Origin of the sequence: Gordonia sp. DT219 (genome assembly GCF_049847065.1) — a bacterium.
GTDB lineage: Bacteria > Actinomycetota > Actinomycetes > Mycobacteriales > Mycobacteriaceae > Gordonia.
Genome location: NZ_JBNCNR010000013.1, coordinates 70,631 through 84,870 on the forward strand (window position 1 = coordinate 70,631; position 14,240 = coordinate 84,870).

General features: G+C 68.1%; 12 protein-coding genes. 7 read left to right on the top strand and 5 right to left on the bottom strand.

Translation table 11 applies throughout. The features are described from left to right. Positions 1-4 precede the first annotated feature (4 nt). Positions 5-643 carry a class I SAM-dependent methyltransferase gene (locus ACPXB3_RS15700; RefSeq protein ID WP_425705921.1) on the top strand — a complete coding sequence of 213 codons (639 nt, stop codon included), beginning with the start codon at positions 5-7 and terminating at the stop codon, positions 641-643. Here the strand turns inward: ACPXB3_RS15700 and ACPXB3_RS15705 are convergent. Then, on the bottom strand, positions 640-1,521 hold the full coding sequence (locus tag ACPXB3_RS15705) for a DNA-3-methyladenine glycosylase family protein (RefSeq protein WP_425728330.1): 882 nt from the start codon (positions 1,519-1,521) through the stop codon (positions 640-642). The genes ACPXB3_RS15700 and ACPXB3_RS15705 overlap by 4 nt on opposite strands. Before the next feature lie 216 nt (positions 1,522-1,737). Between ACPXB3_RS15705 and ACPXB3_RS15710 the strand changes: the two genes are divergently transcribed. Beyond that, the gene (locus tag ACPXB3_RS15710; RefSeq protein ID WP_425728332.1) at positions 1,738-2,496 is read left to right on the top strand and encodes a DUF5642 family protein; all 759 of its coding nucleotides are present in this window, start codon (positions 1,738-1,740) and stop codon (positions 2,494-2,496) included. Positions 2,497-2,511: 15 nt separating this feature from the next. Here ACPXB3_RS15710 and lpdA read toward each other — a convergent pair whose 3' ends face one another. After that, a complete protein-coding gene (gene lpdA, locus ACPXB3_RS15715) occupies positions 2,512-3,912 on the bottom strand; it encodes a dihydrolipoyl dehydrogenase (protein WP_425728334.1) in 1,401 nt (466 codons plus the stop codon). Positions 3,913-4,032: 120 nt separating this feature from the next. On the opposite strand from lpdA, the gene ACPXB3_RS15720 reads away from it, so the two are divergent. Together ACPXB3_RS15720 and ACPXB3_RS15725 are read left to right on the top strand one after the other, a co-directional pair. Next, positions 4,033-4,614, top strand: coding sequence for a TetR/AcrR family transcriptional regulator (locus ACPXB3_RS15720; protein WP_425728336.1), 582 nt, complete (start codon positions 4,033-4,035; stop codon positions 4,612-4,614). Beyond that, the gene (locus ACPXB3_RS15725; protein ID WP_425728338.1) at positions 4,611-5,873 is read left to right on the top strand and encodes an NADH:flavin oxidoreductase; all 1,263 of its coding nucleotides are present in this window, start codon (positions 4,611-4,613) and stop codon (positions 5,871-5,873) included. The genes ACPXB3_RS15720 and ACPXB3_RS15725 overlap by 4 nt, the downstream gene beginning before the upstream one ends. 34 nt (positions 5,874-5,907) lie before the next feature. Here ACPXB3_RS15725 and ACPXB3_RS15730 read toward each other — a convergent pair whose 3' ends face one another. Next, positions 5,908-6,261: a winged helix-turn-helix transcriptional regulator gene (locus ACPXB3_RS15730; protein WP_425728340.1), complete on the bottom strand. Its 354-nt coding sequence runs from the start codon at positions 6,259-6,261 to the stop codon at positions 5,908-5,910. Between the two features lie 104 nt (positions 6,262-6,365). Between ACPXB3_RS15730 and ACPXB3_RS15735 the strand changes: the two genes are divergently transcribed. Continuing rightward, positions 6,366-7,343 carry a zinc-dependent alcohol dehydrogenase family protein gene (locus ACPXB3_RS15735; RefSeq protein ID WP_425705914.1) on the top strand — a complete coding sequence of 326 codons (978 nt, stop codon included), beginning with the start codon at positions 6,366-6,368 and terminating at the stop codon, positions 7,341-7,343. Between the two features lie 10 nt (positions 7,344-7,353). Here ACPXB3_RS15735 and ACPXB3_RS15740 read toward each other — a convergent pair whose 3' ends face one another. Continuing rightward, the gene (locus ACPXB3_RS15740; protein ID WP_425728342.1) at positions 7,354-9,873 is read right to left on the bottom strand and encodes an excinuclease ABC subunit UvrA; all 2,520 of its coding nucleotides are present in this window, start codon (positions 9,871-9,873) and stop codon (positions 7,354-7,356) included. A 69-nt stretch (positions 9,874-9,942) separates the two neighbouring features. On the opposite strand from ACPXB3_RS15740, the gene ACPXB3_RS15745 reads away from it, so the two are divergent. Beyond that, positions 9,943-12,024 (top strand): prolyl oligopeptidase family serine peptidase, encoded by a 2,082-nt coding sequence (locus ACPXB3_RS15745; protein WP_425705912.1) that lies wholly within the window; start codon positions 9,943-9,945, stop codon positions 12,022-12,024. Here ACPXB3_RS15745 and grpE read toward each other — a convergent pair. Further along, a complete protein-coding gene (gene grpE / locus ACPXB3_RS15750; RefSeq protein WP_425728343.1) occupies positions 12,015-12,482 on the bottom strand; it encodes a nucleotide exchange factor GrpE in 468 nt (155 codons plus the stop codon). The genes ACPXB3_RS15745 and grpE overlap by 10 nt on opposite strands. A 77-nt stretch (positions 12,483-12,559) precedes the next feature. Here grpE and ACPXB3_RS15755 point away from each other — a divergent pair, with 77 nt between their 5' ends. After that, positions 12,560-14,236 (top strand): Hsp70 family protein, encoded by a 1,677-nt coding sequence (locus ACPXB3_RS15755; protein ID WP_425728345.1) that lies wholly within the window; start codon positions 12,560-12,562, stop codon positions 14,234-14,236. Positions 14,237-14,240 lie beyond the last annotated feature (4 nt).

Below are 14,240 nucleotides of genomic sequence, written 5' to 3' on the forward strand. Positions count from 1 at the left end.
CACGATGCCGTCGTTCGCCGCGCACCTGATGCGCAATCCGTGGTTCTCGCGCATCTACGAACGGGCGTGGCGCCCGGTGTTCACCCGCGGGTTCAGCCTCGGCAGTACCGAGACCACCGACTACGACACCGCACTTCGGGCCTACCTGTGCCGGCCCGGAGAGCGGATGGTCCTCGACATCGCCTGCGGGCCCGGCAATTACACGCGTCGCATCGCCGACGGACTCACCGGCACCGGACGGGCCGTCGGCGTCGACTCCGCACCGTCGATGCTGCACACCGCGGTGGCCACCAACGCCGCCTGCCCCGCGACCTACCTCCGCGTCGACGCACACGCGATCCCCTTCGCCGACAACACCTTCGACGAAACCCTTTGCCTGGCTGCGCTCTACCTCATCGACAACCCGCTGCCCGTGCTCGACGAGATGCTGCGGGTGACGCAGCCCGGCGGGCTGATCGTGGTGTTCACCTCGGCGCCGGGACCGGTGGCGGCATTACCCGGCGTATCCACCCTCGCGACCCTCGGCGGGTTCCGGATCTTCGGCCGGGACGAGATCACCGGTGCGCTACGCCGCTTCGGCGCCGAGCACATCGAGCAGATCGTCATCGGCGAAGGCCAGTACGTGCTCGCACGTAAGCCCTAGATCGCGCGATAGTCGCGTATGCTCATCCGGTGCCCGCGGCGCTGCGGCCACACCCCGTGGAGTCCGATCATCCGGATGACCCGATAGCGGTGTCCCGCATAGGGTTCGAGTAATTCGAGCATGCGCGCATCGTCGACACGCTCGCCGATGAGGGTCTGCCCGACCAGCGACGGGATGTGAAAGTCGCCGACGGGTACGGCATCGGCGTCGCCGACGGCCCGCCCCCGCGTCTCGGCGACCGTCCACGGGCCGACCCCACGCAGCACGTCGAGCCGGTCGGCATGCCGCTCGACGTCGATGGAGCCGGCGCCCCGGATGGTACGCATCCGCACGGGTTCGGCACCGCTTCGGTGCCACTCCCACACCGGGATCGAGGCCCACAGCGGTTGCGGCGGCGGCACCCGCATGTCGTGCGGAACGGGCCCGGGCGCACGAGAACCGAAGCGCTGCAAGAGATACCGCCACGCCCGAAAGGCCTCGGCGCCGACCACCTTCTGCTCGAGGATCGCCGGCACGAGCGCTTCCCAGACGCGTCCGCTCGAACCGATCCGCAGGCCGGACGACCGCGCGGCCAGTCCGGCGACGACATCGTCATGGATCGGCATGTCCTCGGGCGTGTCGTCGGCGCCGAGCATCGCGGGCAGCGCGTCGAGCAGCCAGTCGGCCCCGTCGCCCCATGCACGGCCCACCACATGATCGAACTCGACGCGCACGGTCAGCGTGCCCGGTCCATCGGGAGTGTGGATCGCCCGCCACACCGACCCGTCGCGGCCGTAACGGAAGGCAGGATCACCGCTGCCCCGCCGATGCAGCCCCAGGGTCGCCCGCAGATCGATGGCTGCCGGCGGAGTCCACGCCCGGGTGCGCTCGCTGGTCATCGCCTGCGAGTCTAGCCGCGCCACCTGGCGCGACCGGCCCCGCCGCAGACCCGCCGCGACTGGGGTTGGCCGAGCCCACACCCTCGCCGGGATCATTCACGACGCCTGAGTGCTTCGGCCCCTCGAATGACCGACCGTCACCGTCGGTCGGCGGGGCAGATAAGGTCTCTCGACGACCGGGTTTTCCCCGGTCCGGGCAGAGGGGGAACGAATCCGATGCGCACCACACTCGTCCGCGGTTGCGCCGCCGCCGCGTCCACGGTTGTCTCGGTGATGCTGATCACCGGGTGCACGACGACGGGCACACCCGTGGCCGTCGACGGGGCCGGTGCCACGTCGACCGGGGCATCATCGACGGCGACGCCTACCGGTGACGTGGCCAAGGTGAAGAGTCTCGCGCTCACCGCCGCCGATCTACCTCCCGGGTTCACGTTCACGCCACTGCCCGAAGATCAGTTCCGGAAGGCGGTGACCCAGTCCGGCAGTTTTCTCCGCGACGCGACGATCACCCCGCCGGCGTGCGCCAATCTGCAGAAGCTGCCCGACGTGGACCCCGCCCAGCTCGGTGGCGCGGTGGCCACCGCGCCCGGCGGCGACGGCCTCGTCGAGGGTCTCGCCGCGCGACCTGCCGACATCGCCGCCGCCCGGACCGCGGCGACCGGGCCATGCAAGAACTTCACGATCCGCCTCAACTCCGGCCCCACGGCGGGCAGTGCGACCGCCGCGACGAGCACGCTGCTCCCGGCCCCCGCGACCCGGGCCGACCCGCAGGACGTGCTGATGCTGCGACAGGATCTGAAGGTCTCGACCGACGGGCAGACCGTCAACGTCGTCTCCTACTCCGGTGTCGCATCGGTGAAGGGTTACAACGTCTCGGTCGTGGCCGGCCCGGGAAGACCCGGCGCCACCCCCGACGACGCCGCATTCCGCCAGTTCTTCACCGCGGCGGTCAACAAGGTGGCCGCCCAGGGGTGACCGGGCACCCGCTCGTCAGAGATTGATCATGTGCCCGATCGCGCCGTGGAAGGTTTCCTGCAGCGCCTCACTCAGCGTCGGGTGGGTGTGGACGTTGCGGGCGAGTTCACGCGCGGTCAGATCCCACTTGTGTGCGAGGGTCAGCTCCGGCAGCATCTCGGAAACGTTGTCGCCCACCAGATGTCCGCCGAGCAGTTCCTCGGTCTCGGAGTTGGTGAGGAGCTTGACGAAGCCGGCGGTCTCACCGAGCCCCTGCGCCTTGCCGTTGGCGCTGAACGGGAACGTCGAGACGGTGACGTCGTAGCCCTCGTCCTTGGCCTGCTGTTCGGTGAGCCCGAACGAGGCCACCTGCGGCTGGCAGAACGTGGCGCGCGGCATGAAGCGGTAGTCGCCGAGCGTCATCGTCTCCGCGCCCGCGATGGTCTCGGCGGCCACCACGCCCTGCGCCTCGGCCACGTGCGCGAGCTGCAGCTTGGCCGTCACATCGCCGATGGCGTAGATGCCGTCGACGTTGGTGCGCATGTGGTCGTCGATCGCGATCGCGCCACGATCGGTCAGTTCGACGCCGGCCTTGTCGAGACCGAAGCCCTCGACGCGCGGAGCGAAGCCGACCGACATCAGGACCTTGTCGACGGTGAGCTCGCCGTCGGCGTCCTTGGCATCCTTGTAGCTGACGGTCACGCTGTTTCCGTTGTCGGTGACGGTCTGCACCTTCGTGGAGGTCAGGACCTTCACGCCGAGCTTCTTGTACTCCTTGGCGATGGCCTTGGAGACGTCGATGTCCTCGTTGGGCAGCACGCGGTCGAGGAACTCGACGATGGTGACATCGACGCCGTAATTGGCGAGCACGTAACCGAATTCCATGCCGATGGCGCCGGCCCCGACGATGACGATCGACTCGGGCAGTTCACGGGTGAGGATCTGGGTCTCGTAGGTGACGACGTTATCGCTCAGTTCGACGCCGGGCAGCAGCTTGACCGTCGAACCGGTGTCGATGATGACGTTGTCGAAGGTGATCTCGCGGTCGTCGCCGTCGGCGCCCTTGACCCGGATCGTCTTGGCGTCGAGGAACACGCCATAGCCGTCGATCTCGGTGATCTTGTTCTTCTTCATCAGGAAGTGGACACCCTTGACGATGCCATCACTGACCTTGCGGCTGCGGTCGAAGGCAGAGCCGAAGTCGAAGCTCACCTCGCCCGTCATCCCGAAGGTCTTGGCCTGATGGTTGAAGATGTGCGCGAGCTCGGCATTGCGAAGAAGTGCCTTCGACGGGATGCAGCCGACGTTCAGACACACACCGCCCCAGTACTTCTCTTCGATGACGGCGGTTTTCATGCCCAGCTGGGCGGACCGGATCGCGGCCACATACCCACCTGGACCAGCACCCAGGACAACTGTTTGGAAGTGTTCAGCCACGGTCACCACCCTACGACCACGCGGCACACCGGCGCAGAGCGTCCCCGCTACTGGCCGGTAACCCCGACCGTTTCACACAGTGATTGAATCGGTGATGGAGCTGTGCTTTGATCGGTACCCATGGCACCGACGCGCCCGCAGATCACCCGGGAGCACCTGCTCGCCACCGCCGAGCGGCTGTTCCTCACCGAAGGGTTCGACACCGTATCGGTGCGGGCGATCTGCTCGGCCGCGGCAGTCAACCCGGCCGCCGTGCACTATCACTTCGGGTCCAAGGAAGATCTGATCGCCGCGCTGCTGGAGGAACGGCTGGCACCGCTGTGGGCCGATCAGCTCGATGCCGCGGAGTCCGTGCGCCGCGATGTTGCCGGCCTCGTCGCCGTCGTCGTCGCCCCCTTGATCCGACTGCAGAACGATCCGGTCGGGCATCTGCATCTGCAGTTGCTGGCACGCTTCGTCGACGCACATCCCGACGCCGCGTGGTCGCGTCCGTGGTTTCGTCTCGAGGACTGGGCGGACCTACTGACCGAGCTGGTGCCGGACCTCGACCGGCGCACCGCACGCAGACGCTGGGGGCTGGCATTCACCCTCGTCCTCACGCGTTTCGGCGCGCAGCGGCGGCTGTCGGAGGATGCGATCGCGGCACTGAGATCCTTCGTCATCGCCGGACTCGGCGCACCGGTCGCCGGGGATGATCGATGAACACCCCCATTCGGTCCGGTACCCCCGATCCGTTTGCGCCTGCACGGTTGGGGCCGTTGCACCTGCGCAACCGGCTCATCAAGAGCGCCACCTTCGAAGGCCGCACCCCCGATGCCCTCGTCACCGACGACCTGATCGACTTCCATCGCGAGGTCGCCGCGGGTGGGGTGGCGATGAGTACCGTTGCCTACTCTGCGATCTCGCCCGAAGGTCGCACCGACCGCCGTCAGATGTGGTTGCGACCCGAGGCCGCGGGAGGGCTGACGCGACTCACCGACGCCATCCACGACGAGGGCGCCCGCGCCGCCGCACAACTCGGACACGCCGGGCCGGTCGCGAACTCGGCGTCCAATCGCGCGAAAGCGCTGGGACCATCGAGGATTCCGGCGCCGATGGGGATGTCGATGACCCACGCACTCGACGTCGACGACATCGCCGGACTACGCGCCGCATTCCGGCGTGCCGCCCGGATAGCTGTCGACTCCGGGTTCGATGCACTCGAAATCCATTGTGGCCACAACTATCTGATCAGCTGCTTTCTCTCCCCGCTGCTCAATCGGCGCCGTGACGCCTACGGCGGCTCGCTGATCAATCGCGCCCGGCTGGCCCGCGAGGTGTGCGAATCGGTGCGCGCCGAGGTCGGCGATTCGGTCGCGGTCTGGGCCAAGCTCAACATGTTCGACGGGGTCGGTGCCGTAGGTGCACCACCGGGAAGGTATCGGGGATTCAACGTCGACGAGGCGTGCGCGGTGGCGCAACTGCTCGAGTCCGACGGTGTCCTCGACGCGATCGAACCCACTGCGGGCAGTTCACTGCTCAACCCGATGTACCTATTTCACGGGACGGCTCCCCGCCGGGCGTTCGCCGACGCCTTCACCGGTCCGATGCGCTGGGGACTCAAGGCCGCGGGCCCGGTCTTCTTGAAGCACTACGCATATCGCCCCGGCTACCTGCTCCCGCTGGCGCGGCGACTCCGCGAGGCGGTCGATCTGCCGATCATCCTGCTGGGCGGGATCACCGACCGCGCCGGCATGGACTCCGCACTGGCGGACGGCTTCGACTTCCTCGCCATGGGGCGTGCGCTGCTGCGCGAACCCGATCTGCCACAACGGATTCGTGCGGACCCGTCGACGGCGTCGGCGTGCATCCACTGCAATCTGTGCATGCCGACGATCTACACCCGCACTACATGTCCGCTCCGGGAAGACGCGTCGACGTCGACGGATCGGTACGACATCGATCGCGGTTTCCGAGAGTAATGTCTACCGATTGGCGAGCCCGCGGAAGACCCGTTCACACCGACCCGTGGGACTCCTGGAAATCGACGACCGCTTCGCCATGGTCGCGCGCCCACCGGTTCAGCATCTCGATGGGCTCGACGAGGGTGCCACCGAGTTCGGTCAACGCGTAGCGGGCATGCTCGGACTCCTGCGTCCGGGACACCAATCCGTAGCCCTGCAGCTTCCGCAAGGTCTGTGTGAGCACCTTGCGGGAGATGCCCCCGACCATCTCGACGAGTTCACCGTGGCGGTGCGGCTCCTCGCGCAGCGCGAAGATCACCAGAAACGACCACTTGTCGGCGATGATCTCGACGGCCAGACGAGCCGGGCAGTCGGTGAGCAGTGCATTCGGGGCCGATGTTTCCACAAGATCGAAGGTACCGACAGGTAACAGGGCGATTCGTAGCGTTGCATGCGTGCGGTCGTTCACCGACCGCACTGCCACCACAGATCACACCGATCGGAGCTGTCATGCCACGAGTTGTCGTATTCGACGAAACCGGGAATCCGGATGTCCTGCACATCGTCGACGAGCCCGCTCCCGACCCCGCACCCGGCGAGGTGCGCATCAGGATCGAGGCCATCGGGCTCAACCGACTCGATCAGATGATGCGCACCGGCACGTATCCACGTCCGTTCCACCTGCCCGCCCGCCTCGGGTGCGAGGGCACCGGCGTCATCGACGCCGTCGGCGACGGGGTCGAGGGCTGGGACGTCGGCGACCCGGTCATCGTCGCGGCGCTGGCGACCATGGAGGTCAACGGTACGTATGCCGAGTACGTCACGTTGCCGGCAAGTGCGATCGTCGCCCGCCCGGACGGCCTCGATCCCGTACACGCGGCCGCACTGTGGGTGGCGGGATCCACCGCGTACGGCGCCCTTGTCGAGAAGGCCCGGATGCGTCCGGCCGACCGCGTCCTGATCACCGCTGCATCCAGCGGCGTCGGGCTCGCCGCGATCCAGGTGGCCAATCAGATCGGCGCGGTCCCCATCGCCGTCACCCGCCACGGCGCGAAGCGCGAGGCACTCCGGGCGGCCGGGGCCGCGGCGGTCATCGCCACCGACGAGGAGGATCTGCACGAATCCGTCGAACGCCTCACCGGCGGGGCGGGCGTCGACATCATCCTCGACTCCGTGATGGGTCCGGGACTGTCGGATCTCTCGCAAGCGGCGCGCCCGGGCGGCACGTTCGTCGCGGTCGGCTGGCTCGATCCGCGGCCCGCGTCCTTCCCCGCCAACGGTCCGCTGACCATCTATCGCTACGTGGGTTTCGAGCTCCTCCTCGACCCCGCGGCGGTGGCGCGTATCGCGGCCTTCCTCGGCGCCGGACTGCGCAGCGGCGCAATCACTCCCGTGATCGATTCGGTCTACACCCTCGACGACGTCGCCGAAGCACATCGCCGCCTCGACGCCGCCGACGGGATCGGGAAGATCGTCGTCACCGTGTGAACGCCCGCGATCACTGCCGGAGATGTTGCGCCAGAAAGCGTCCGGTCACCGAATCGGGATCGTCGGCCACCTCATCGGGCGTGCCGGTGGCGACGATCCGACCACCGTCGTCGCCGCCGCCGGGACCCATGTCGATGACGTGGTCGGCGTTGGCGATCATGTCGAGATCGTGTTCGATCACCAGCACCGTCGCGCCGCGGTCGGTCAGCCGGGTGAGAACGTCGAGCAGGGTGCGCACGTCGAGCGGATGCAGACCCACACTCGGCTCGTCGAGAACGAAGAGCGCGTCGTCCTGCTTGCGGTGCAACTGATTGACGAGTTTGAGTCGTTGGGCCTCACCGCCGGAAAGGGCCGGCGTCGCCTCGTTGAGGGTGAGGTAGCCCAGGCCCAGTTCGTCGAAGGCGCGCAGCCGCCGCCGCACCCGCGACAGGCCGGACACCATCTCGAGCGCGTCGCGCACGGTGTGGCACAGCAATTCCGGCAGCGAGGCACCATAGCGGCGGAAGTCGTTGGCGCGCGGTGCATATCGGGTGCCGTCGCAGTCGGGGCAGACGATGTCGACGTCGGGCAGGAACTGCACGTCGAGGGACACCTCACCGGTTCCGTCGCATCGCGGGCAGGCGAGGGACCCGGTGTTGTAGGAGAAGTCCGATGCGGTCAGCCCGGCCGCGCGGGCAGCCTCGGTGCCGGCGTACGCGTCGCGCAGATCGTCCATCACCTTCGAGTACGTGGCGACGGTGGAACGGACGTTGATCCCGATCGGCGTCGCATCGACGACATGTACGCGAATACCCTTGTCCGACAGGCCTTCCGGCATGCCGATCGCTCGTACGTGAGCGGGCATCCGGCCGCCGGCGGTGGAGCGGGCACCCACGGCGGGCACCAGGGAGTCGAGGACCAGGGTCGTCTTGCCCGAGCCCGACACGCCGGTCACCGCCACGAGCCGGCCACGCGGGATGTCGACCGACAACGGGTGCACGGTGTGGATGGCATCGGTCTCGAGATGGATGCGGCCGAGATCGAAGGTGTCGGCGGCACTGACCCGGTCGCGGACGACGACGGGCTCGGTGCCCGAGAGGAATCCGGCCAGCCGGGAGTCCGGCGCCGCTGCCAGATCGTCGGTGGTTCCGGCGGCGATGACGGTGCCGCCGTCGGTGCCCGACCCGGGCCCGATCTCGACGAGCCATTGGGCACGCCGCAGGATCTGCACGTCATGGTCGACGAAGACCACCGAATTGCCGTCGACGAGAAGGTCGTCCATCACCCCGAGCAGGCCCTCGATGTTGGCGGGATGCAGCCCGATCGACGGTTCGTCGAGCACGTAGAGCACTCCGGTGGTGCGGTTGCGCACCGCGCGCGCGAGTTGGACTCGTTGCCGTTCCCCGGTGGACAGGGTGGCCCCGGCCCGATCGAGGGTGAGATAGCCCAATCCCAGCTCGACCAGCCGCTGCGCCATGCCGAGCAGCGTGTCGACCAATCCCGTGGCCATTCTCTGCATTTCGTCGGGCAGGGTCGGTGGTACCCCCGGCGCCCACGCGAGCACATCGTCGAGCGACAGAGCGGTCACGTCGGCGAGGTTGCGGTCCCCGATCCGCGGAGCGCGGGCGGCAGCGCTGAGCCGGGTGCCGTGACAATCCGGACACGTTCCCTCGGTGAGGAAGCGGCTGACGCGCGACAGCCGCTTCTCGGTGTCGGCTCGTCGGAGTTCCTCGGTGACGGTCAAACGTGCGTTGCGGAACGTGAAGTCCAGGTCGTGGACACCCTTGCGGGAGGCAAAGGTGATGTGCTTTTTCTCCGCCGGCCCGCCGAGCACGATCTGCCGCTCGTCATCGGTGAGATCCCGCCACGGCACGTCGGTCCGTACGCCGAACTCGCGGGCGATCGTCGGCTGCACGTTGAACCCGAACATGTTCCACGGCACCACCGCCCCTCCGTCGAGGGTCTTGGAGTCGTCGGGTACGAGCGCGGCATCGTCGACGGTGCGTACGACGCCGGTACCCGAACACCTCGGGCAGGCGCCGGCGGAGTTGAAGGCGAGCGCCTCCGCGCCGGGCGCGTCGACCTGCGCGCCGCATGTCGGACAGAAGAACGGTACTTCGGCCGCAACATCGATGGTCGGCGGCACCCGGTGACCGTTCGGGCACACATGTGAAGCCAACCGCGAGAACATCAGCCGTAGTACGTTCAGCAGTTCGGTGGACGTACCGAACGTCGAACGCACCCCCGGGACACCGGGCCGCTGCCGGAGGGCGAGCGCCGCCGGAACGTGTTCGACCGAATCGACCGCAGCGCGCGGCGCCTGCGCCATCCGGCGGCGGGTGTAGGTCGACAATGCCTCGATGTAGCGGCGCGATCCCTCCGCGTACAGCACACCGAGCGCAAGCGAGGACTTTCCCGATCCCGACACCCCGGCGACGCCGACCATCATCCGCAAGGGGATGTCGACGTCGACATCGCGCAGGTTGTTGACGCGGGCGCCGCGTACCGCGATCCGGTCGGGGGCCGGTGGCCGGTCAGCAGATCTGCTCACCCGATCCAGGGTATCGGTGCGCCGCCACTCATATCGGGATCGAACGGCACGCGCGGGTAGGTTGACGGGGTGACCGACAGCGCAATCTCGTCCGGCGATCCCTCAGTCGACCCCTACCTGTGGCTCGAGGATGTCACCGGCGATGAGTCGCTCGCCTGGGTGCGCACCCACAACGAGCCGACGATCGATGAGCTCACCGATTCCGACCGGTTCGCCGAACTGCAGGCACAGTCCCTCGAGATCCTCGACACCGACGACCGCATCCCGTACGTGCGCCGCCGCGGCGAATTCCTGTACAACTTCTGGCGCGATGCCACACATCCGCGCGGACTCTGGCGCCGCACCACCCTCGAGCAGTACCGGACCGACACCCCGGACTGGGATGTGCTCGTCGACGTCGACGCGCTCGCGGGCGCCGAGGACGAGAACTGGGTGTGGAAGTCGGCGAGTATGAACTGGCCCGACTTCGACCGCGCACTCGTCTCGATGTCACGCGGTGGCGCCGACGCGGCGGTCGTCCGCGAATTCGACGTGCCCACCCGCGCCTGGGTCGACGGCGGCTTCGAGCTGCCCGAGGCGAAGTCGTCGATCTCCTGGATCGACCGTGACACCGTCTATGTGGGAACCGATTTCGGTGTACAGCCAGATGGTGCGGGGTCACTCACCACATCGGGATATCCGCGGGTGATCAAGCGCTGGACCCGCGGCACCCCGCTCGCCTCGGCGCCGACGGTGTTCGCGGGAACTGTCGACGATGTCGCGGTCAGTGCCGGCTACGACCACACCGTCGGCCACGAACGGCATTTCGTGGCGCGCGCGACCGACTTCTTCAACGAACTCGCCTACGAGTTGCGGGACACCGAAACAGTACTGATCGACGTGCCGACCGATGCCGACTTCAACGTCCATCACGACGCGATGTTCGTGCGGCCGCGCTCGGCGTGGGAGGTCGGTGGCGTCGAGTACCCCGCAGGCACGCTCCTCGTCTTCGACTACCCGTCCTACCTCGACGGCGCACGCGAGCACACCGTGCTCTTCACGCCCGACGAACACACCAGCCTGCAGTCGTTCGCGTTCACCCGCTCCCATCTGATCGTGGCGACCCTGCACGACGTGCACACCGAGATCACGGTCCGCACCCTCGGCGACTGGGCGACGGTCGAGCAGCCCGGGCTGCCCGCGCTCGCGACGGTGTCGGTCCTCGACACCGACCCCGACGAGAGCGACGAGGTGTTCTGGTCGGCGACCTCCTTCACCGACCCACCGAGCCTGCTGCACGGCGACAGCGGCGCACCGGCCACCGTCATCAAGCAGGCCCCCGCGTTCTTCGACTCCGATTCGGTTGTCGCCGAACAGTTCTTCACGTCCTCCGACGACGGCACCGCGATCCCCTACTTCGTCGTCCGGCGTGCCGATGTCTCCACCGGCCCCACCCTCCTCTACGGCTACGGCGGCTTCGAGAACTCGTTGACCCCCGGCTATCTCGCCTTGTCCGGACGTAACTGGATCGAGCGCGGTGGCATCTATGTGATCGCGAACATCCGCGGGGGCGGCGAGTACGGCCCGAGCTGGCATACCCAGACCCAGAAGGCCGGCCGCCACCTGGTGTACGAGGATTTCGCCGGTGTGGCAAGGGATCTGGTACGTCGAGGGCTCACCACGCCGGCGCAGCTCGGTGCGCAGGGCGGGTCGAACGGCGGACTGTTGATGGGCGTGATGCTCACCCGGTATCCGGAGTTGTTCGGCGCGTTGGTGTGTCAGGTCCCGTTGATCGACATGCGCCGCTATCACCTGTTGCTGGCGGGTGCGTCGTGGATGGCCGAGTACGGCGACCCGGACGACCCCGACGAGTGGGCGTTCATCAAGGAGTACTCGCCGTATCAGAACGTCTCTCGCACGGCGAGCTACCCACCGATCCTGGTGACGACCTCCACCCGCGACGACCGCGTCCACCCCGGCCATGCCCGCAAACTCGTTGCGCGCCTGGAGGAGTACGGCCACGACGTGCGTTACTACGAGAACATCGAGGGTGGCCACGGCGGCGCCGCCGACAACAAGCAGGCAGCGTTCAAATCGGCGCTGGCCTACGAATTCCTGTGGCGCACCCTCGGTGCCGATCAGCCGACAGACGCGAATCCGGGTCAGCGGTAGACGATCACCGCGGCCGCGCGCACCGACCGCTGCCCGACGCGCAGCCCGGGACGAACCAGGTCGGCGACGGTGCGCCGCGCGGACTCGCCGGGCGCGTCGCGGATGTCGACGGCGTCCATGACGGCCGCATCGAAACCGTCTCCGGCGACCGGCACGACGAGCGTCCCGCCGCGCCCGGTGATCAGCCGGTCGAGCCCGTCGGCCAATGCCTCGAACGCCGCGCGGTCGGCCTCCTCGGCCGCCGATACCGCACACGTCCGGGCGTCGGCGTACAGGGCCAGCAGGTCGACGAGCAACGGAAGATCCGCACCGGCCTTCGCTTGCGCCGCCCGTGCCCGGTCCGCGTCGACCAGACGATCCAATGAGGTCGCCTGGCGTGCGAGCACCCGTCCGAGGTCGGTGATCTGTTCTTCGAGCCGGCCGAACTGCTCGGCGATATCGTTGCCTTCCGCGGTCATCCGGGTAGCGTAATCGACCCGCCGAGGCGCGGGCGATGCCTGCTCGCGGGACATCCGGCGCTGTTACGATCCCCGCCGTGGGCGTATACGGAATCGACCTGGGCACGACCAATTCGGCGATCGCGGCGATCGACCGGGACGGCCGGCCGGAGATCATCGGCGACTGGAACGGCGCGCCGACGACCCCGTCGGTGGTGCTGCTGCCCTCGGCACACGATCACCTCGTCGGCGAAGGCGCCCGCAGGCAAGCCCGACTCGACCCGGACAACGTGTGCGCACTGGTCAAGCGACGCATGGGCGAGGCCGATTGGCGCTTCGTGGCGCACGGGCAGAGCTGGTCGGCACCGGCGATCTCCGCGCTCATCCTGAAGGCACTGGCGTCGAACGCCGAATTCGCCGGCGGCAAGGTCGAACGGGTGGTCATCACCGTCCCCGCCCACTTCGGCGACGAGGAACGCCGCGCCACCATCGCGGCCGGCTCCTACGCTGGACTCGACGTCGCCGGGGTGCTCTCGGAGCCGATCGCGGCCGCACTGTCCTACGGCTTCACCCGCCTCACCGATGCGTTCGCGAAGACGATCCCCGACGAGACGGTCCTGGTCTATGACCTCGGCGGCGGCACTTTTGACGCGACGGTCATCGAGTTGGCCGACCGCCGTATCTCGGTGCTCGCCGTCGACGGCGACCATCAGCTCGGCGGCGCCGACTGGGACGAGCGACTGGCGCTGCACCTGTCGCGCCGGTTCTGCACCGAGCACCCCGACGCCGAGGATCCACTCGACGACTCGGCCGGATCACAATCGCTCATCCTGGCGGCCGAACGCGCCAAACATGAACTCAGCGAAGCGGAATCGACGTCGGTGATCATCTCGCACGACGGTGCACGTTCGGTGATCACGGTGACGCGCAGCGAGCTCGAGGACCTCACCGCGGGCCTGTTGACGCGCACGCTGGAGTTGACCGAGTCGTGTCTGGCCGGCGCCCGCACGCGCGGCGTGGGCCGCGTCGACCGGGTCTTGCTGGTCGGCGGATCGTCGCGGATGCCCGCGGTGGCACGCGAACTCGGCGCTCGGCTGCAGATCGTCCCGGAACTATCGGATCCCGACCTCGCGGTCGCCCGCGGCGCCGCCGTCTACGGGGAGAAACTCGAGATCGAACGTCTCGTCACCGCCGACCTACAGACCCGCGGCCGATTGGCTTCGCGCGGATCGCTGTTCGACGCCGACCCCACCGACGTCGACGCCGCCGCCACACGTGTGGCGGCCGCTTTCGGAATGCCGGTCGCCGGGGTACGCCGCATGCTGGAGATCAGCGTCGACACCGTCGTCTCGCGCGGCTTCGGAGTGCTGGCCGTCAGCAGCCGGACGGGCGATCTCGAGGCCAGTTGGCTGGTGCATCGCAATCAGCCGTTGCCGATTCGCGTGCAACGCTCGTTCGGCACCGTGCGCGCCGATCAGCGCCGCATCGAACTGACGGTCGTCGAACAGCTCGGCCAAGAGGCCTCGCCACTGCCACGCGATGCGAAGATGCTGATCGAGGGTGCCATCGAAGACATCCCGCCCGGCTACGGCGAGAACAGCGAGGTGCGAGTCACCTTCGAGATGGGATTCGACGGTGTGCTGCACGTCCGGATTCATCATGTCGAGGCGGATATGCCGTTGACCCTGACTACCAGAACCGGTGCGACGCTGTCGCAGGCGGAGGTCCGGCGTGAGCTCGACCAGGTCCACCGCAGCCGGCGACGGGACGGGTGAATCG